Here is a 20160-nt window from a genome sequence, read left to right as displayed (position 1 = left end):
GTCATTGTCATGGTTTCCTACCTGTCTGCTTTCTCTTCAACATCTGATAAGCTGGTTATCCAATTAATTGTGAGGTTTGTTGCTCTTTCACTGTTACAGGAAAATAAGGCCCTACTAGCTGAGCCATTTTATCCATTTCAACTAAAAAACCATCATGTCCAAATACGGAGTCAATTGCAAAAAAATCAACATCCTTCCCCTGTTGTTTTAACGTAGAGGATAGCCAAAGCTGATGAGGAATTGGATACAACAAATCGTTGGAAATAGCTATACAGACTACCTTGGCTTTGATACGTGACAATGCGTTTTCAATCCCATCTCTTCCCCTACCAATATCGTGTGTATCCATTGCTTTTAGGAGATAGAGATAGCTATTTGCATCAAAGCGCTGCACGAGCTTATCGCCTTGATAACGTAAATAGCTTTCCACTTCAAATGTAGTATCCACTAAGTCGGCATGCACGGTGCCTTGATGGGCCCTGCCAAATCGTTCTTCAAATAATTCGGCTGTCCGGTATGTAATCATGCCAACCATACGTGCTGTTGCCAAGCCGCGAATAGGACCTAACTGAGGATAATAATGTCCATTATTCCAATCTGGATCATTACAAATCGCTTGCCTTGCCACATCATTATAAGCAATGGCCATAGCTGATAACTGAGCGCAGGTAGCTATTGGGATCACTACATCCATCATCTGGGGATATTCAACCGCCCACTCATAAACCTGCATACCACCCATCGAACCGCCAATGACCGCATATAGATGAGAAATCCCCAGTTGCTCAATGAGCTTGTATTGGGCGCGTACCATGTCTCGGATCGTCACAACAGGAAAATGAGTTGCATATGGCTCTTTAGTCTCCGTATTCATACTTGCAGGACCTGTTGTTCCGTAACAGCCACCTAAGACGTTTGTGCAAATCACGTAATAATAATCGGTATCAATTGCTTTTCCGGGCCCAATCAGCCCATCCCACCAGCCTGGCTTTTCACCATCACCTACCGCTTGACTGTCTCCAGTTAATGCGTGGCAAACCAAAATTGCATTCGATTGCTCAGAATTGTACGTACCGCTTGTTGTATAACCGATTTCCACTTGACGGAGCACCTCGCCACATTCCAACGCCAGGTTGTGAATCGTTGCTTTTCTCAATGCAATTCCTCCTATTTCCACTTGATGCCCTAAAGTACAGGTACCTATGTGCTAAAAAACCCCTCTTCCGGAGAAGAGGGGTTTGATCGTATCGACTAGACCCGCTCTTATCTGCCAGACTACTTTATGTGTGCCTGCTGGATTTAGCACCTCTCCGCTTCTCGCGGGGTTGCCGGGTTTCTTCGGGCCAGTCCCTCCACCACTCTTGATAAGAGATTTCTATATAATTCTGTTTATCATACTTCTTTTGAGTAAGAATTGTCAATCTATTTCAACGAAAAGGATTCTTCTCTTTTTATTTGATACATCGTCCACATTCCAATGTCCTGAAAGCCCAAACGTTTATAAATAGCTCCAGCCGCTGGGTTATCATAAAACAAGCACAAGCTTCGCCCTTCCGCCAAAACATCCCTGCACAGCGCTACCATACAAGCACTAGCATATCCCCGCTTACGATGAAGGGGATGCGTACAAACACCAACAATCATAGCAGCCATCGAACACTCGGCTGTTGTTGAAGCACAGGCTACCGTTTCTGTGTTCACCTCTACATAATAGGTTCTCCCTGTACCGCTTTCCAGTGTGTGTTTCAATGCTTCTTCTGCATCAGCAGATCTGCCAAACTCTTGTATCTGATCACGTAGGCTGACGATTTTTACGACATCATGAACTGTGGCTTTTTTTACCTCAAATCCCTTGATGTCATCCTGAGATAATCGAGCGTCATCTTCTAATTCTGCAAAATAGGTAGTTTTGATCTCATGCTTCGGAAGATGGCTTGCAAAAGCTTGCAAAGAATCTTGTTTTCCTGATAAAACCTCCAGCTTCTTGTCAGCAAGTATAATTTCACTGAACCCTTCGAGATCAAACCTATCCAAAGCATAAAATACGTACGAGTGATAATACCGCAGGAGTACCGCGGAGAGTTTTGTCTGGTCACTTGCTGACCATTCTCCCCATAACTCTTGAAAAGGGGTAGAAAAGCCAAAATTTTCGACATCACCAATAAGAAATAAGTTCAAGCTTCTCTCTTGTGATACCAATTCTATAAATGCTTCATAATCTGCTTCTGTTAGTTTTCGGATCATTTGACAATTCCCTCTCCAAAAGTTTTTCTCTCCATTATTTGAAAAAGTGTACTATTTGTCAATAGAATTCAGAAAAAACACATAAAGCCCGGTGGACGTCTCTCCACCAGGCTCCTTGATTAATCCAATCCTATCCCTGTCCATTTGAAGCACTCTACATTCTGTTTTATCTAAAACAAATTAAGCGTGCACGACAGCATCGGCAGAAACATCCAATCCAAACGCCGTATGCAGTGTAGCTACAGCTTGCGCCACTTTTTCTGCCGGGATCACACAAGATACCTTAATATCAGAGGTAGATACCATCCGAATGAGAATATCCTGGCTGGATAAATGACTAAACATATCGGCTGCCACTCCCGGATTGGTTATCATACCAGCTCCTACAATTGAAACTTTTGCAAGGCCAGATTCATATTCCACATGCTCAAAGCCTAACTCTTCCTGATGAGCCGCCAAGGTCTCCAGCGTTCTATGTAAATCGTCAGCGGAGATCGTAAAGGAAACATTATTTGCTTTGTCATGATAGGTGCTTTGAATAATGATATCTACATTAATTGAAGCGTCCGCCAATGCTTTAAATAATAAGGATAACATGCCTACTTTTACAGGCATTCCGATAACCGTTATAGAAGATACATCTTTGTCATGAGCTATTCCGCTGATTACTTTGCCTAACTCCATGTTTGTCTCCTCCTCAACCAATGTTCCCTCTTCTTCTGTAAAACTGGAACGAACCACAAGTCGAACTCGATGTTTTTTTGCACTTTCCACAGAACGTGGATGCAAGACACCAGCTCCTAGAGTTGCTAATTCTAGCATCTCATCATATGAAATGGAGCTTACCTTTTGTGCACGAGAAACAATACGCGGATCGGCTGTAAATACCCCTGATACATCTGTATAGATTTCACAGCAGGTAGCCTGTAGACTAGCCGCAATTGTTACCGCTGTAGTATCAGACCCGCCCCGTCCCAATGTTGTAATTTCTCCGTTTTCGCTAGCTCCTTGAAACCCTGCTACGATGACAATTTTCCCCTGCTGTATTTCTTGCTCAATCCGTTGACTGTTGATCGTACTAATGCGTGCCTTTCCATGCTTCTCTTCCGTTAAAATGCCAGCTTGCCAGCCTGTCATGGACACAGCTTCGTACCCTCTGCTTTGTAGGGCCATACTAAGTAACGCAATGGAAACCTGTTCGCCTGTAGCAAGCAGCATATCCATTTCACGAGCAGGTGGGCTCTCATGTAATTCCTTTGCTAAATCGACCAGCACATCTGTTGTTTTTCCCATAGCAGATACCACAACCACCATGGCATACCCGGCATCCTTATAACGGATAATTCTCTGTGCTACCTCTTGAATACGCTCCGCAGAGCCTACGGATGTTCCTCCGTATTTTTGCACCACAATTTCCATTTCGAATCTCTCCTCTGGTATATTCTGCTAGTCTGGATCATATGCCTTCCTTGATTCATTTATAATGAAAGCTTTTTACTAATTGAAGTACAAAAAAGGCAACGACAAAGGAAATACCTAGTCGTTGCCCTAACTGGACATACACGGTCCCTCCTTCCCCTGATTCACGGAAATGCCAAAGCAAGTAATAATAGCTTTAGCAGCCCGGTGAGATAGCTCTCCATTTGCATGACGGGTAGGACATACAAATGACAGTCTTACGCTTATTCAACGTAAGCCCAGCATGCACCGCTTGGGTATCGCGTGCACACTTCGGCAAATTCCCCTTTTCCAGCTCCATCATAGATTCCCATATCTCCGGAGGGTACTCTTGGTTTTTGCGCCTCTACCTCACTCCTGTATAGGGAAGTGAGGTTGTTGCTTATGAGATTATTCAGAATTATATCACGTTACTTTATCCGTTACAATTCTTTTTAGGATATAAGAAGATAGTAGCGTGATACAATGAGCATAGTTTTCGTACCTTTTTAAATAGGACATGAAAGGAGGCTTTCTAATGAAAGATAATAAAACCTTACAGAACCAAACCGAGGCAAACACGGACAATAACACACCTTCCCCCGTACAGTTGAACTCAAAATCCACCTCGTCTGTTGTTCTTATCACTGGGTGTTCAAGCGGCTTTGGAAAACAAATTAGTATCGCTCTTGCAGAAGCTGGCTATCAAGTGATCGCCACAATGCGTGATGTAACAAAAAAAGAGCCTCTTCTTCAAGAGGCTTCAGCCCGTGGCATTGAGGACCGTTTACACATGATCCCCTTAGATGTTACGAAACAAGATAGTATTACGCAGGCCATCGACCAAACGCTACAACTATTTGGCAAGATAGACATATTGATTAACAATGCTGGCTATGCGACTGGCGGTTTTACTGAAGAAATCCCTCTAGAGGACTGGCGCAGTCAGTTTGAAACCAATTTTTTTGGAGCGGTAGCCACTACTCAAGCGGTTTTAAAACCCATGCGTGAGCAAAGGAGCGGTCTCATTATCAATATGAGCAGCATTTGCGGACAATTTGGCTTCCCTATGCTCGGTCCCTACACCGCTTCCAAACATGCACTAGAAGGCTTCAGTGAATCTCTACGCTTAGAAATGCTCCCATTTGGCATCAAGGTGGTCCTAATAGAGCCTGGGCCATATCGAACTGATATATGGGAAAAAAGCATAGAAGCAGCAGCTTTCTCACCTGAGTCTCCCTATCATACCTTTTTAGAGTATTTGCAACAGCAAGCCAAGCACAACGCCATGCACTCTGGCGATCCAGAAGAAGTAGTCCACACCGTATTACGTATTGTAAAAGCTCCTAATCCGTCCTTTCGTTATCCGGTTGGAAAAAGCATCAAAAGCTTACTCTTTAGTAAAAAAATATTACCCTGGAGATTCATAGAGCTACTTGTAAAAAAGCAATTACACAAAATTATGAAGAAATAAGCTTATTTCTCATCCTTCAATCCTCTTAAGTGCGCAATAATATCTCTTGCTAATTTATCACCAATACCCAGCTGGCGGAAATCTTCCACTGTTGCTTCCCGCATCTTTTTCAACGAGCCGAAATGCTGAAACAGCTTCTTCCGCCGCTTCTCTCCTATGCCTGGTATCTCATCTAATTGGGAAGAAAGCATTGTTTTCGAACGGGCCTGACGATGAAACGTGATAGCAAAGCGGTGTACTTCATCCTGGACGCGTTGCAACAAATAAAACTCATGGCTGTCCCGTTTAAGCTCTACAGGCATAGGCGGGTCACCATAGAGTAACATCGCTGTTTTATGCTTCTCGTCCTTAGCGAGTCCACAGACGGGGATGAACAGTCCTAATTCATTTTCTAACACATCCATCGCCGCACTAATTTGACCTTTGCCTCCATCAATTACAATTAGATTTGGCAATGGCTGATTTTCTTTTAACAGGCGAGAATATCTACGTAAAATAACCTCTCGCATGGAACCGTAATCATCAGGGCCTTCTACTGTTTTTATTTTATATTTTCGGTACTCCTTCTTGTCTGGTTTCCCATCGGTAAAGACAACCATGGCCGAGACAGGTTCCGTTCCCTGTATGTTAGAGTTGTCAAAGGCCTCAATACGAAGAGGGGTTCCTATTCCCATAATGTTGCCTAAATTATGGACAGCCTGCACAGTACGGGCATCATCCTTTGCTAATAGGGCAAATTTCTCAGCTAGGGCAATGCGAGCATTTTCGTTAGCCATATCAATTAGTTCATGCTTTTTCCCTCGTTTTGGAGTCAGCACTTTTACTCCTAGCCATTCCGAGATCAGCTCCGGCTCACTTTCCTCAGGAAGTAAAATCTCTTTTGGCAGAGCTTGCTGTTTTTCAAAATAATACTGTGCTACAAACGACATGAAATCCTCTATAGCGTCTCCGTAAAAAGGAAACGAGCTTGTATCACGCTCGATTAGTTTACCTGAACGCATATAGAAGACCTGAACGCACATCCAGCCCTTATCGGTATGATAACCAAAAATATCGCGGTCAACTGTATCAGTCAATGTAATCTTTTGCTTCTCCATGACTGCTTCAATATTATGAATTTGGTCACGAAATTCCTTTGCTCGTTCAAACTCTAAATTTTCGGCAGCCATCATCATTTTCTCTGTTAGGATTTCCTTCGTCGCCTTATGACCGCCATCTAGAAATCTAGCAATCTCATCAACAATACGTAGATTCTCCGCCTTATCCACCTCGAACACACAGGGTGCCATACATTGATGCATGTGGTAATACAAGCATACCTGCTTCGGCATATTTTTACATTTACGCAGCGGGTATAAACGATCCAGCAGCTTCTTCACTTCTTGGGCAGCGGTCGCATTGGGATACGGTCCAAAATACTTCGCCTTATCCTTTAAAACGCGACGCGTGATCTCCAAACGCGGATGCGCCTCATTGGTAATTTTAATATAGGGGTATGTCTTATCATCTTTTAATAAAATATTGTATCTAGGATCATATTTTTTGATCAGATTACATTCTAAAATAAGCGCCTCAATCGGGCTAGAGACGACAATATATTCAAAATCAGCAATTTCATTTACTAATAGCTGAGTTTTACCATCATGACTGCCAGTAAAATAGGAACGAACGCGATTTTTTAATACCTTAGCTTTTCCCACATAGATAATGTCGCCATTCGCATTTTTCATTAGATAACAGCCTGGCTTATCCGGTAATATCGCAAGCTTATCTTTGATCTGACTCACGTCGCGTTCTCCCTTCCTAGTAGTATGTACTCGATCCATTTTCTTCCGAATCCAAATGGTTTTTTCGCCTATCCTTTATCCTAGCACACTTGTTCTCTTTTTCCTACTTATAAAGATTGGGATAGGAAACAAAAAACCCGCACTCCTTTTCAGGAGCCGGGCTTTTAGAACGCATGCTGTACATTTCGACTCAGACGCACTTGTTCTTTTGCAACAATCTTACAGATGTTTGTTGATTGTTTCCATCAAAGCATCTTTTGGTTTAAATCCAACCATTTTGTCCACAGGTTGACCGTCTTTGAAAAGAATCAAAGTTGGGATGGACATAACGCCAAATTTACCAGCAGATTCTGGATTGTCGTCAACATTTACTTTCACGATTTTAAGCTTTTCGCCTACTTCTTTATCCATATCCTCAAGCACAGGAGCGATCATTTTGCAAGGTCCACACCATGGAGCCCAAAAGTCTACCAATACTGTACCTTGTTCGATATCTTGTGCAAAAGATTGATCAGTTGCATTTGTAATAGCCATAGGATAAAATCCTCCTTTACTCTTAAAAAAATAACTTAAAGCCTTCTGAAAGTATATCATCTATAGCCAAAATTGACCATGACTCAAAATACTTTCATTATACTTTGAAAAAATAATTCCTATTTCTATCTTATCCTGCTACAAAATGGTTGAATCCATTCGTTACAGTTGCTCAAATCCATGAACAAAAAAGCAAATCGTTTCTTCCTCATCCTCAGTTAACTCTTAGCTTCGCATGGCTGGAAGAATTGCCGGCATCAATCAAAAGTGTTTTTCTATCTCCCACTATTGCTGCTAATATGGGACGATCAGTCTCCTGATAGGGGGTAAGATATAAAATACGTTTTGACATTTGTATCAGTTGCTGCAATTTCTTCCCTCCTGACTCTCTTGTTTATTTCGTAGCGGATCGTTGCTCTGTATTTCTTCATTAATATGATTTTTTCATCTTTTCTTACTCTAAAGTAATTTCTCCACAAAAGCAAAAAACTACGGTCCTTTCTTAAGCAACCGTAGTCTAAGCAATCATATTTATTATGTTTTATCCCACTACTACCTTTTTAAATTCCTCGGTTAGCAACGGTACTACTTCAAACAAGTCACCCACGATTCCATAGTCAGCTACTTGGAAAATAGGGGCTTCTGGGTCTTTATTGATAGCCACAATCACTTTGGAGTTTGACATTCCTGCCAAATGTTGAATAGCTCCAGAAATTCCGCAAGCGATATATAAATCAGGTGTTACCACTTTACCCGTTTGACCAATTTGCAGTGCATAGTCGCAATAATCTGCATCGCAAGCTCCACGGGAAGCACCAACTGCTGCTCCTAGAACCTCAGCTAGTTCTTCTAGCGGCTGGAAGCCTTCCTTGCTCTTCACGCCACGACCACCAGCGATAATAACCTTTGCTTCAGATAAATCTACTTTGCCAGATGTTTTGCGAACGACTTCTTTAATAACACTGCGTAGATCCTTTAGTTCTACGTCTATCGCGATCACTGTAGCAGATTGACCTGCCTTTGCTTCACTCAGCGCAATATTGTTTGGACGGATCGTTGCGAATATTTTGTTATCGGAGAAGATGCGCTTTTGAAAAGCTTTCCCTGCATAAATAGGACGTGTAAAAACTGGACCTGCTTCCACATTAGTCACATCTGAAATCAGACCTAATCCTAATCGAGCAGCAACTCGTGGTGCGATATCACGTCCAATCGCTGTATGCCCTGCTACGATAGCGTCTGGATTCACCTCTTGAATGACCTTTACCACAGCCTGTGCATAAGCATCTGGAGCATATTGGTCCAATGTTGCATTTTTTACTGCATAAAGGCTAGTCGCTCCGTATTCCCCCAGCGCATTGGCATATGTATCTGCATCGCTACCAAATGCGGCAGCTACTACTTCGCCACCCTCTGCAATGATCTGGGCGGCAGCCAATGCCTCCAAGGAAACGTTACGCAATTGATGATCACGTGCTTCAGTTAGTACGAGTACTTTTTTCATTTGGAAGTCCTCCCTTAGATCACTTTTGCTTCGTTACGCAGTAGTTGCACTACTTCAGCCACTTGGCTTGGAATATCACCTGACAAGATACGACCTGCCTCTTTCTTTTCCGGTACATATTGATACACGATCTCGGTTTTACTTGCTACCTCTTCTTCTGTAAGCCCCAAATCATCTGCGGACAGACGATCCAATGGTTTCTTTTTCGCCTTCATAATGCCTGGTAATGATGGATAACGCGGTTCATTTAAGCCTTGCTGTGCCGTGATTAGGACCGGTAGGGAGGTTTCGACTACCTCCGTGTCTCCTTCTACATCGCGTTCTACCCGAACCGTCGTACCCTCAATGTCAATTTTCACCGCTGTTGAAACATGGTTGATAGATAGCTCTTCAGCTAAACGAGGACCACCTTGACCTGCGCCGGAATCCACAGCCATTTGTCCACCTAGGATAAGATCGAATCCTTCTTTTTTGGCAACGGCCGCTAGTACCTTTGCTGTTGTATATTCATCACCAAATAATGATTCATCATCTACTAGCACTGCTCGATCGGCTCCCATAGCCAGAGCGGTGCGCAACTCTTTTTCGGCACCATCTTTGCCTACGGTCATTACAATAACCTCGCCGCCAAGATCATCTCGTAGCTTGATTGCCTCTTCAATGGCATATTCATCATAAGGATTAATAATCGTTTCCACGCCATCATCACTAATGAGTCCGTCCTGAATAATGATCTTTTCTTCGGTGTCAAAGGTCTGCTTCATCGCAACTAAGATTTTCATGGTTGAAACCTCCTATCGATTGGAAAATTGCGGTTTACGTTTTTCAAGAAAAGCAGTTACGCCTTCTTTCATATCTTCAGTAGTAAATACCTGCCCAAACAATTCAGCTTCACGTTTCATTCCAGCAGATAATCCCAGCTCAACACCGCTGTGAATGGCATCCAGTGCGCATTTGACAGAAATCGCACCCTTTTCTGAAATTTTACGAGCTAGCTTTTTACTTTCTTCCAATAACTGTTCCACTGGATAAACAGCTTCTGCCAAACCAATCGCAAGAGCTTCTTCTCCATCAATCATATCGGAAGTCAGTATGAGTTGTGTAGCTTTTCCTCGTCCAATTAGACGCGGCAAACGCTGAGTACCACCGTATCCAGGGATTAGTCCCAAATTAAGCTCAGGCAAGCCTAATTTTGCTTCCTTTGCTACATAACGGATGTGGCAAGCCATGGCAAGCTCTAATCCTCCGCCTAGGCAAGCTCCATTTATTGCAGCAATAATCGGCTTAGAAAACGTCTCCATTCGCAGAAACAATTGTTGTCCTCGCTCCGCCACCTGCTGTGGACTCTGTTCAGCCAGTGCAGTAAATTCTTTAATGTCAGCACCTGCGATAAAAAAGCGCCCTTCGCCAGTAATAACAATGGCTCTTATCTGATCATTTTGCTCCAAATCATCCAAAGCCTGAGCCAAGCTGGTGAGTGTAGCTTGATTTAACGCATTCGCTGGCGGATGGTTAATCGTTACTATAGCGATAGTTCCTTCTGTTACAAGCGTAAGATTTGGATACGACATGCTTTGTCCCCCTTTTACACCGAACGAGTGAATGAGCGCCCGATCAGCTTTGTACAAAATAGAACCTAGGCAACATTGTATCAGAGGAAATCCCTATACAAAAGTGTTTTTACAAGTTTTATTGATGTGAAATAATGAAGACCTTTTGCAAAACGCTGTATGGAGATTTCCTAGGTTGAATGGGGTCTAGTTTTTGCAGAGTCCCTTTAGGAAGAGATTATGAATGGGATCCACAAGAGAGACGAGATCGTACTTACATTCTTTCATAATCCAAGAAGTTACCGTCTGATCCAACGTACCAAAAATCATTGTGCGTGCCATCCGTACATCAATATCTGCACGGAAGATACCGCAGTCCATTCCTTCCTGAACGACTGCATCAATCAGATTAAAGTATGATTTTAATACTTCTCCAATACCCTGACTTACTTCCGGATTAATCTGACGCAGCTCAATTTGTGTCACAATCGCTAAGTTATGATCCTGCGCCAATTGGCTGAGATGACTCCGAATGAGGATACGCACCTTCTCAGAAACATCTTGAGCCTGAGAAGTCAACTCGCGGCAATTCTCTACAAACTGTCCCATCTTCTCGTTAAACAACGAGATAAGAACATCATCCTTGTTTTTAAAATAGAGATAAATGGTGCCGTCCGCTACCTTGGCTTCTTTCGCGATCCGAGATACCTGCGCGTTATGATAACCGTGCTTGGCAATCACCGTGACGGCTGCATTTATAATGGCTTGATACTTTTCCCCCGTTTTTTTGGCCATGTTACCCTCCATTTTACTTTCTTAGATGTCCTTATTTTTTGTTAGAAATGAATGAATATTCATTCAAGAAAAGTTTATAATACCGAACCGGCTCTGTCAAGCATTGGATAAATAAAAAACGGCTTACCCCATGTCAGGGTAAACCGTTGCTATCATTGTACCTCTATTTGAAAAGATAGGCAATTCTTCCTAGATAGAAATGTGCTGAAATCGTTTCATATGTCTAATTTTGTCGCATTTTAGACACATTTTCTTGATTTACCCCAATTTACTTGTACTTTCTATTTCAATACGCTTCTTTTCTTCTTCTTGCAAATGACGACGAAGTACCTTACCTACCATAGTTTTAGGCAATTCTTCCCTAAACTCATAGGAACGCGGTACTTTATAACTAGCTAATCGCTGACGACAGAAAGCATTCAATTCCTCCTCCGTTACCTGATAGGAATCCTTTAGGACAACGAAGGCTTTCACTGTCTCTCCCCGATATGGATCTGGTATACCGACTACCGCAGCCTCTTGAATGGCAGAATGTTCAAACAAAACTTCCTCCACCTCACGCGGATAGATATTAAATCCCCCAGCAATAATCATATCTTTTTTTCGATCAACGATGTAGAAAAACCCTTCTTCATCCATATATGCTATATCTCCCGTCAACAGCCAGCCATCCTTAAGAACCATAGCCGTGTCTTCAGGACGATTCCAGTATCCCTTCATGACCTGCGGACCACGAACAGCCAATTCACCAATTTGATTTGGAGGCATTGCTTCGTCTGTTGCTGGGTCGATAATACAAGCTTCCGTGTCTGGCCATGGAAGTCCAATACTGCTATTAACGCGTCTTTCCCACAGGTTATTTGAATGGGTAACAGGAGAGGTCTCGGTTAAACCGTAGCCCTCTACCAACTTTCCGCCTGTAATTTCTTCAAATCGCTCCTGTACCTCTAACGGCAAGGGAGCCGAACCGCTAACACAGGCCTCAATAGAGGACAAATCGTATTGTTTAATGTCTGGATGATTAATCAGGCCAATATACATGGTAGGAGCCCCTGGAAAGATTGTAGGCCGCTCCTTCTGTATTAATTGTAGAATTTGCTTAACGTCGAAACGGGGAACAAGTATGATTTCTGCGCCCATCTGAAGGCCGCAATTCATCACGGTAGTCAGCCCATAAACATGAAATAAGGGGAGAACTCCCAGAATTTTCTCTTGTCCTTGCTTCATTTTGTAAAGAACAGCCTTGCATTGAACAGCGTTTGCCACAAGATTTCGATGGGTAAGCATCACTCCCTTGGCAAGACCTGTTGTTCCACCTGTATATTGCAATAGGGCTAATTCTTCCTCCCAATTTGCTTGAATATGGATCGGATCGGTTGGCGCCTGTTTTAGAGCACGCACAAAACTCTCTACCCCGTCCTGATAGAGAATCGCTGGGACTGGCACCGCTTTTTTATCAAATTTCTGGGCAATCGGGTAAAGCGCTTTCTTCATTGGAGGTAAAAAATCTCGTATGCTGGTTAGAAATACATGAAGTAATTTGGTATTTGACCTCACATTTTGCACTCGATTGTATAAGAGATCGAGGGTGACAATGGCAACTGCACCAGAATCGTTTAGCTGGTGCGTTAATTCACGTTCTGTATACAAAGGATTGGTCATAACAACCACCGCTCCAGCAAACATCGCTCCATAAAAAGCGATTATGGTTTGTGGAATATTTGGCAGCATTATGGCAATGCGATCTCCCTTTTGTACGCCTCGCGATCGTAATACATGAGCAAAACGATAGGATTGGGTGAGCAATTCTTGATAGGTTATGCGCTTTCCCATAAAAGAAAGAGCATAATTTTGTGGATAATCTTGTGCTGATTTTTCTAAAAAGTACGTCAATGGAACACGGGGGTATTCCACTGTAGCGGGGACTTCTGCTGGGTAACAAGATAACCAAGGCTTGGCAATTAACATCGCTTTCCCTCCAACCTTTGATACCTCATCTTTCCCATCTTCACATTCACAATCTCTCCTTATTTGACTATTTTATTCTAAATAGATAGACTTTTCCAGATTTTTTTACTAATCTTTCCAGCCAGGAAAGGCAAAACGAAACAGAATTGACTGTTCCAACTCATAGTTATGCCTTTCCTACCCCACATCTCTCGTTTTCACATTTTTAGCTGTATAAAAATAAGAGAGCATCATCTCTGGTTATCTTCTGCTTTCGCACTCAATACTTTTTTTATTTTTTCCTGGATTCGTTCTCTCTCACCGGAAGAAACTAAATAGTACCAGCCAAGTGTTGAATGATTCCAGATGCGTTCATCACGTCCTCTAATCGTTTCTGTCGTGATGTGATTTTTTTTAGGATCATAGTAGGTGACAAGTAACGAGGAAATTTCATTTTGTGTGAGGTCTGTCTTAATATGTTTGCCTAAGATCTCCATTAATTTAAAAGCCTTTAAAAATGCATCCATGGAGCCTCCTTTATTAGCTAAAGCTCGGATAATTTCCTGCTGACGAGCAATTCGTTCGTAGTCGCTGTCTTCGTGGCCTACATCACTTTTACGATAGCGTGCATAATCTAGCGCTTGCTTCCCGTTCAAAACCTTCTTGCCCGGATATAGATCAATATTGGTTCCATCACTAGGATCAGTATATTTCATACGTTTTTTGACAGTTACTTCTACACCGCCCAATTCATCAATAAGCTTTCGGAAGCCATCAAAATCAATCGTGGCATAACGGTCAATCTTAATGGATAAGTAGTCTTCCAAGGTTTTTTTTAACAGAGCCGGTCCGCCAAAGGCAGTAGCGTGATTTACTTTATCAAAGCCTTTACCGGGAATTTTTATATAGGTATCACGAGGAATTGAGATCAATTGTGCTTGTTGCGTTATCGGATTAATGGTAGCTATCAGTAGGGTATCAGAGCGTGCCCGCTCCCCTTTTCGACTATCCGTACCGATTAGCATCATACTAAAGGGCTGAAGGGTTTGTTCTTTGTGATAAAGCTCTTCGGCTGTAAGATTGGGGGACTGATCCAAGGGAACCCCTGGCGTCTGCAAAATGGAGGTGTTGTGTGGAAATGAAGAGCCGCTCACCTGAGGAAGCGGCTCATACCAATCTTTCGTCATCTGCTTGTATTGTTGAAAAGCAGTACCTAGATAGGCTAACAACGCTAAAAATAAGACGCAAAGGACAATGACGATCACTTTTTTGACGGTTTCCTTTTGCTTGACTTGCATCTGATCTTCCCCTTACCTCATCACAATGTATACAAAAAAGAACCCTATACAGGGTCCTTTATACTATGGTCAAAAAATGTACGATTTATGCAATAGCTACCAAGTCTAATCTGTTCTCAGGATTATCCCCTGCCAGCCTTCGTTTCATTTTATCGTTCAACAATCATACTCATACCCAGTCCGCCACCTACACATAAAGTAGCTAACCCTCTATGCAGCTGGCGGCGTTTCATTTCATGCAGGAGGGTGACGATTAAGCGGCAGCCTGTTGAGCCGACTGGATGACCAAGCGATATCCCACTGCCATTTACGTTCGTAATGGTTCGATCCAATTCCAATAGCTTTTCTACCGCCAAATACTGAGAAGCAAATGCTTCATTAACCTCAATCAGTTGTATGTCTTGCAAACGAAGCCCTGCTTTCTTCAAGGCTTTTTGTGTGGCTGGCACTGGTCCATACCCCATTAAGTCAGGCTCGACTCCGGCCCATGCGTAAGATACAATGCGCCCTAGTACGGTAAGTCCAAGATTTTTAGCTTTACTCTCTTTCATTAATAGCACGGCAGAAGCACCATCATTTAAGCCTGAAGCATTCCCCGCTGTAACCGTTCCCTCCTCACGAAAGGTTGGCTTTAATGTAGCTAAGGCATCGAGCGTAATGTCTGGGCGTATATGCTCATCTGCGGTGAGCGTGTTCGTTTTATTTTTTTTACTCAAAACAATCGGGATGATTTCGTCCTTAAAAAGCCCCTCTTTCGTGGCATGCGCCGCTTTCTGATGACTTAAATAAGCGATCTCATCCTGCTCCTCCCGGCTGATCTTATAGCGATCCGCCAAACGTTCTGCTGTTTCACCCATTAGAATATCGTGATGCGGGTCTGTAAGCAGCTCCCATAAAGCGTCTGTCATTTCACCATGCATGAGCCTCTTGCCAAAACGGGCCTGCTTCAAGATATAAGGAGCGCGACTCATGCTCTCCACACCGCCCGCGATTACAACCTCGCTATCTCCTAAAGCTATCTGTTGCAGACCTGAAACAATTGCCTGCATACCGGAGGAACATTGTCGCTGAACAGTCAATCCTGTCACTTGCTGGGGCAGACCAGCGTCTAAAAGAGCTGTTCTTGCAATATTCGGCTCATCTGTACGTTGAATACAATTACCTAGAATAACCTCATCAATGTCTTCGGGGTCGATCCCTGTTGTATCCATGATGTCACGAATCGTTAGTTCAGCTAATTTACGTGCTGACACATCCTGAAACATACCGCCAAATGTTCCAATGGGCGTCCGTTTTGCTGCGACAATTACGATAGGCTCTGCCATGCTACTCCTCCTTTGGGATGCAACTATTTTCCTTTATTGTCGCACAATTCCAATAAGAGTGTCACCCATTCTTCGCTCTGTTTTTGTTCCATCACATAAAATCCTGCTTGTTCATAGGCTTCTACTACCTTTGGCAAAATCCATTCTACTATTCCTGATAGGAGTAAGCGGCCAGTAGGCTTAAAGGTACGTTTTACTAGCGGCAGCATTTGTATCACTTCTTCTCCGCCGATATTAATGAAGATAAAATCAAAATATTTTTCCAAGGATAACAGATGATCGTCGACGGAGGCATCCCCTATCAGCACCTTCACAGATTGATCAGATAATTGATTAAGAGCCAGATTTTGCTTTAGCTGATAATCAGTCTCCGGGTTGATATCTGCGGCATAGACAGGATATGCGGCTCCATTTAACAAGCTGAAAATAGAGAGAATTCCTGAACCAGCTCCTACATCCAAAATGGTTTTGCCAGCTAATTCGCTCTCCTGTAAAAACCGTAAAATATCCTGTGTTGTTCCATGATACCCCGTTCCAAAGGCAGCACCGGGATCAATGTAGAGCACATACTCTGCTTGCTCTAGCACCTGCGCATCTTCCCAAGAGGGAGCTATTAGCCAATCCCCCACTTGTATGGAGGTAAACTCATCTTTCCACGATTCATTCTCCTCCTCTACTTGTTCAGTGGCTGTGACTTTAATTCTGCCTTCCCATTGATCAAGATATCTCTGTAGTCGAGTTGTCTGTTCCTGCTCCGTAGTGGATAATGGCTCAAACAAATAGGCGGTCATCGGTTTCTCAGTCAGTTCTGCATAATCGTATCCATTATTAGTCGTAATGACCTCTACTTGAGGTTCAATCCATCCTAATGTGTATTCGGTTTCCATAATGGTATAGGAAAATATCTCCTCTAATTCTCCCGGTAGGGAAAGCGTATATTTCATCCAATATTTTGTCATGCAACAAGTTCCTTTCTTCCAAAAATCTAGCGTATCCTAGTGTAGACATGGTAATATGAACGGTATTAGAGCGTGTTTAAGAGAGGGGTCTACACGATGTTTGATGAGTTTTTCTATCGAAGACGAAAAAACAAAGGCATCCTGTATGTGATGATCAGCTTTATCGTACTAAGTGTATTGTTAGTTGCCGCAGGAATCTACTATATTATGTAGTTCTATCTCCTTCGCTTTACTTACCTATCGCCTCTCGATTATACTTGAGGATGTGCCCAATTTAGAAAAACGGCACTTATGATTGTATACTACTTATCAGTTACGTTACCAGTACGTTTGAATAGAAAGAAGGTTCTCTCATGTCGCGAATTCTCATCTCCGGATATTACGGCTTTAATAATGCCGGGGACGATGTTGTGTTATACGGAATCATTACCTCGCTCAGACGAGAACAACCGAATATTTCCCTATCCGTGTTGTCAAATACGCCTGAGCGGACAACATCGCTATTTGGGATATCCGCCCATAATCGTTGGAAGCTCTCCACGATTGTGCGAGAATTAAAGCAAAGCGACCTGTTGGTAATGGGTGGTGGTACACTCATGCAGGACGTTACCAGCCCCCGCAGTGTACTCTATTATCTCGGGATCGTTACAATTGCCAAATTATTAGGCAAGCCCGTCGTATTTTATGCGCAAGGCTTCGGTCCTATCCTAAAATCCTTTAGCCGTTCTATGATTAAAACAGTCGTGAATCATGTAGATGTCATTACTGTACGCGATCATGAATCAGGTGAAGATTTTAAAGCTTGTGGGGTAACCAAGGCACCGTTATATGTTACAGCGGACCCTGCCCTCACTATTCATCCTGAGGACATTTCGGATGAACGCGGGGCTGAGCTGGTATCACCCATGTTCGAAGATTCATCCCGACCGCTTGTGATCTTTTCTGTTCGTGATTGGAAAACGGAAGAGCGTTTCAAACAGGTGATTGCCGATGCTGCGGATTATTATCAGGAACGTGGTTGGAACGTCTTGTTTCTACCCATGCATTTTCCAAGCGATATCGCCCCTTCTGAGGATATTCTGAAGGCGATGCAGCATAAGGGTGCGGCAATGCTCAAGGACCATGTCTCTTTTCATGACATTATGTGCATCCTGAAGCAATCAGATTACGTGGTGGGGATGAGGCTTCACTCTTTGATCCTTGCTTGTATGCTTCACATTCCGTTTATCGGGATTTCCTATGATCCTAAAATTGATCGTTTTGTGGAACGTGCAGGCATGACCTGTGCGGGCCATATCAAGGATTTAACATCAGAGCAGTTGCTTACACTACTTGACGATCGTATGCTACATCTAGATCGGGAGCAAGCCATCATCCGTGAAAGGGCTGACTTGCTCAAAGCGGAAGCTATGAAAAGTAGTGAGCTCGTATTACAAGCGTTAGCCAGCAAGAAATAACTGTCGTTTGTTTGTAAGGAGGCAAAATACCTTGTCACTCTCTTCGTCATTACTTATCGCATTAAACAAAATGTTTCCTTTGCCGGTCCACCCGTTCAATCTAGCGAATGACGGTAAAATGAGTTATACCGAATGGCAATTTCGCAAGGGTGATCAGACCATTCAATTCTTCCTGCCATTCCATTCTCAGGAAGAAATGTTCAAAAATAAGACCGTGCTAGATATTGGCTGTGGCGGTGGTGGTAAAACCTGCTACTACGCTACATTTGGCCCAGAAAAGATTATCGGAATTGACATTGTCCCTCATTATGCAGAAGAAGGTAATGCCTTTGCTAGGGAAAAAGGCTTGGATCACATCGCTTCCTTCATGACCGGTGATGCATCCAAAATGTTATTTGAAGACGAGACGTTCGATACAATTATTATGAATGATGCGATGGAGCATGTAGATAACCCAGAGAAAACGCTGGAGGAATGCTTCCGTGTGTTAAAAAAGGGCGGTCATCTCTACATTAACTTCCCACCGTATTATCATCCATACGGCGCTCACTTGTCAGATGCAATTGGATTCCCTTGGGTTCACTCCTTCTTTTCTGAACAAACCCTGATTGATGCCTATCGTAAGCTCGTGCAGGATTTGCCAGACGGGAAAGATCGTTTAGGCTTTCGTATCAGCAAACGTCCAGATGGTTCCGAGTACTTCTCGTATATCAATCACATGACAATCAGACGTTTCCGCAACATTCAAAAAGGCGTTCACTACCCTGCTGTATATCAAAAAGAAATCCCTTTGCGCAATGTGGTAGCCAATTTAGCAAAAACATCTTTGTTCCGCGAGTATTTTGTGAAGATGGTTGTTTGCGTATATCAAAAGAAATAAGACAAAAACCCCAAGCAGATCGTCAACTTCTGCTTGGGGTTTTCTTACGATGTGCCTATTCAATTATCAGCTTTTCTGCTTGCTGTTTCGGGCAAACTAGCACTTGTGGTCGCTCTGTTTGAGGATGCCTGATAATCGCTGTGTTTACTTGGAAAACGTCAGAAAGTCGTTCTGTGGTCATCATTTCCGTCGGTGTTCCCTCAGCCGAAATCCTTCCATCATGTAGTACAATAATCCGATCACAGTAAAGAGCAGCTAAATTCAGATCATGTAAAACAGACACGACCGTTACCCCGCACTCCCGCTGCCATTCCTGCACTACATCCATGAATTGCACTTGATAATGAATATCTAAATAAGTAGTAGGTTCATCTAACAAAACGATGCTAGGCGACTGAGCCATGAGCTTAGCTAACGCAGCTCTCTGTCGTTGTCCGCCGCTTAATTGATCTAATCTTTTGTTTGCCAACCTCTTTAATTGCAATCGTTCCATGATACTATCAATAAATGGTCCGCTATCCTCTGCTTCTGTTCCCCACCAGGATTGATATGGGAAACGTCCCATTTCTACGACTTCTTGAACCGTATAATGAATCGGAGGAATGGTTTCCTGTTGGAGGACAGCCATATGCTGGGACAATTTTTTTCTTCCATATGATTTAATGTCTTTTCCATATACAAGAATTTGTCCAGCAGATGGTGTCTCTGCTCGTGACATCAAAGATAGCAGGGTAGATTTACCGCTACCATTCGGTCCAATAATCCCTAGCCACTCACCCGCCCCAATTTCAATGCTCACCTGATGTAAAACCGCTTGATTTCCATATCGATGTGAGACATCACAGACTGAAATGACTGGTGCATTCTGATCCTTTTGCAAGGTCTGCTGGCTATTGAAATGTCGGGAAAAGCCACGGCTTTGCTGTTGTTTATCTGCTGTTACCTGTTGTTGTCCTCTGTTCGTCATCA

17 protein-coding genes, 1 pseudogene and 2 riboswitches are annotated in these 20160 nt (G+C 43.0%); of the genes and pseudogenes, 3 read left to right on the top strand and 15 right to left on the bottom strand.

Translation table 11 applies throughout. The features are described from left to right. Positions 1-55 precede the first annotated feature (55 nt). The 3 genes from metX to O0550_RS02170 all read right to left on the bottom strand — a co-directional run bounded on the left by metX (position 56) and on the right by O0550_RS02170 (position 3663). The gene (gene metX / locus O0550_RS02180; protein WP_258425561.1) at positions 56-1156 is read right to left on the bottom strand and encodes a homoserine O-acetyltransferase MetX; all 1101 of its coding nucleotides are present in this window, start codon (positions 1154-1156) and stop codon (positions 56-58) included. Positions 1157-1260: 104 nt separating this feature from the next. After that, positions 1261-1371: riboswitch (SAM riboswitch) on the bottom strand. Between the two features lie 51 nt (positions 1372-1422). Then, positions 1423-2244: a GNAT family N-acetyltransferase gene (locus tag O0550_RS02175; RefSeq protein ID WP_258425560.1), complete on the bottom strand. Its 822-nt coding sequence runs from the start codon at positions 2242-2244 to the stop codon at positions 1423-1425. A gap of 180 nt (positions 2245-2424) precedes the next feature. Then, positions 2425-3663, bottom strand: a complete 1239-nt coding sequence (locus tag O0550_RS02170; RefSeq protein WP_258425559.1) for an aspartate kinase — start codon at positions 3661-3663, stop codon at positions 2425-2427. A gap of 205 nt (positions 3664-3868) precedes the next feature. Beyond that, a riboswitch (Lysine riboswitch) is annotated at positions 3869-4059 on the bottom strand. A gap of 160 nt (positions 4060-4219) precedes the next feature. On the opposite strand from O0550_RS02170, the gene O0550_RS02165 reads away from it, so the two are divergent. Then, on the top strand, positions 4220-5155 hold the full coding sequence (locus O0550_RS02165) for an SDR family oxidoreductase (protein ID WP_003338901.1): 936 nt from the start codon (positions 4220-4222) through the stop codon (positions 5153-5155). A gap of 2 nt (positions 5156-5157) precedes the next feature. Here the strand turns inward: O0550_RS02165 and uvrC are convergent, their stop codons facing one another. The 11 genes and pseudogenes from uvrC to O0550_RS02110 all read right to left on the bottom strand — a co-directional run bounded on the left by uvrC (position 5158) and on the right by O0550_RS02110 (position 16854). Next, complete coding sequence (uvrC, locus tag O0550_RS02160) at positions 5158-6981, bottom strand: excinuclease ABC subunit UvrC (protein ID WP_258425558.1); 1824 nt, start codon at positions 6979-6981, stop codon at positions 5158-5160. Between the two features lie 180 nt (positions 6982-7161). Continuing rightward, a complete protein-coding gene (gene trxA, locus O0550_RS02155; RefSeq protein ID WP_003334951.1) occupies positions 7162-7476 on the bottom strand; it encodes a thioredoxin in 315 nt (104 codons plus the stop codon). 226 nt (positions 7477-7702) lie between these two features. Beyond that, positions 7703-7828 (bottom strand): annotated as a pseudogene (locus O0550_RS02150) (MBL fold metallo-hydrolase); the annotation flags it as partial. A 189-nt stretch (positions 7829-8017) separates the two neighbouring features. Then, positions 8018-8980, bottom strand: coding sequence for an electron transfer flavoprotein subunit alpha/FixB family protein (locus O0550_RS02145; RefSeq protein WP_258425557.1), 963 nt, complete (start codon positions 8978-8980; stop codon positions 8018-8020). A gap of 14 nt (positions 8981-8994) precedes the next feature. Next, positions 8995-9762, bottom strand: a complete 768-nt coding sequence (locus tag O0550_RS02140; protein WP_258425556.1) for an electron transfer flavoprotein subunit beta/FixA family protein — start codon at positions 9760-9762, stop codon at positions 8995-8997. A 12-nt stretch (positions 9763-9774) separates the two neighbouring features. Continuing rightward, entirely contained in the window at positions 9775-10551 is a 777-nt protein-coding gene (locus tag O0550_RS02135; RefSeq protein ID WP_258425555.1) for an enoyl-CoA hydratase, read from the bottom strand. A gap of 186 nt (positions 10552-10737) precedes the next feature. Further along, positions 10738-11325 (bottom strand): fatty acid metabolism transcriptional regulator FadR, encoded by a 588-nt coding sequence (gene fadR, locus O0550_RS02130; protein WP_003338909.1) that lies wholly within the window; start codon positions 11323-11325, stop codon positions 10738-10740. Positions 11326-11583: 258 nt separating this feature from the next. After that, the gene (locus O0550_RS02125) at positions 11584-13293 is read right to left on the bottom strand and encodes a long-chain-fatty-acid--CoA ligase (RefSeq protein ID WP_258425554.1); all 1710 of its coding nucleotides are present in this window, start codon (positions 13291-13293) and stop codon (positions 11584-11586) included. Positions 13294-13523: 230 nt separating this feature from the next. Beyond that, positions 13524-14570 carry an LCP family protein gene (locus O0550_RS02120; protein ID WP_258425553.1) on the bottom strand — a complete coding sequence of 349 codons (1047 nt, stop codon included), beginning with the start codon at positions 14568-14570 and terminating at the stop codon, positions 13524-13526. A 149-nt stretch (positions 14571-14719) separates the two neighbouring features. Further along, the gene (locus O0550_RS02115) at positions 14720-15895 is read right to left on the bottom strand and encodes a thiolase family protein (protein WP_121473620.1); all 1176 of its coding nucleotides are present in this window, start codon (positions 15893-15895) and stop codon (positions 14720-14722) included. Between the two features lie 23 nt (positions 15896-15918). Then, a complete protein-coding gene (locus tag O0550_RS02110; RefSeq protein ID WP_258425552.1) occupies positions 15919-16854 on the bottom strand; it encodes a 50S ribosomal protein L11 methyltransferase in 936 nt (311 codons plus the stop codon). A 353-nt stretch (positions 16855-17207) separates the two neighbouring features. Between O0550_RS02110 and csaB the strand changes: the two genes are divergently transcribed. After that, positions 17208-18311 (top strand): polysaccharide pyruvyl transferase CsaB, encoded by a 1104-nt coding sequence (gene csaB / locus O0550_RS02105; protein ID WP_258425551.1) that lies wholly within the window; start codon positions 17208-17210, stop codon positions 18309-18311. Positions 18312-18342: 31 nt separating this feature from the next. Then, a complete protein-coding gene (locus O0550_RS02100; protein ID WP_022584129.1) occupies positions 18343-19191 on the top strand; it encodes a class I SAM-dependent methyltransferase in 849 nt (282 codons plus the stop codon). A gap of 55 nt (positions 19192-19246) precedes the next feature. On the opposite strand, the gene O0550_RS02095 is transcribed toward O0550_RS02100, so the two are convergent. Further along, positions 19247-20158, bottom strand: a complete 912-nt coding sequence (locus tag O0550_RS02095; protein ID WP_181747077.1) for an ABC transporter ATP-binding protein — start codon at positions 20156-20158, stop codon at positions 19247-19249. Positions 20159-20160 lie beyond the last annotated feature (2 nt).

The sequence above is a fragment of the Brevibacillus halotolerans genome (genome assembly GCF_026891775.1).
GTDB classification, from domain to species: Bacteria; Bacillota; Bacilli; order Brevibacillales; family Brevibacillaceae; genus Brevibacillus_B; species Brevibacillus_B halotolerans.
Note: the sequence above shows the minus strand (reverse complement) of the source record. Positions and strands in the feature narration are given on the sequence as shown.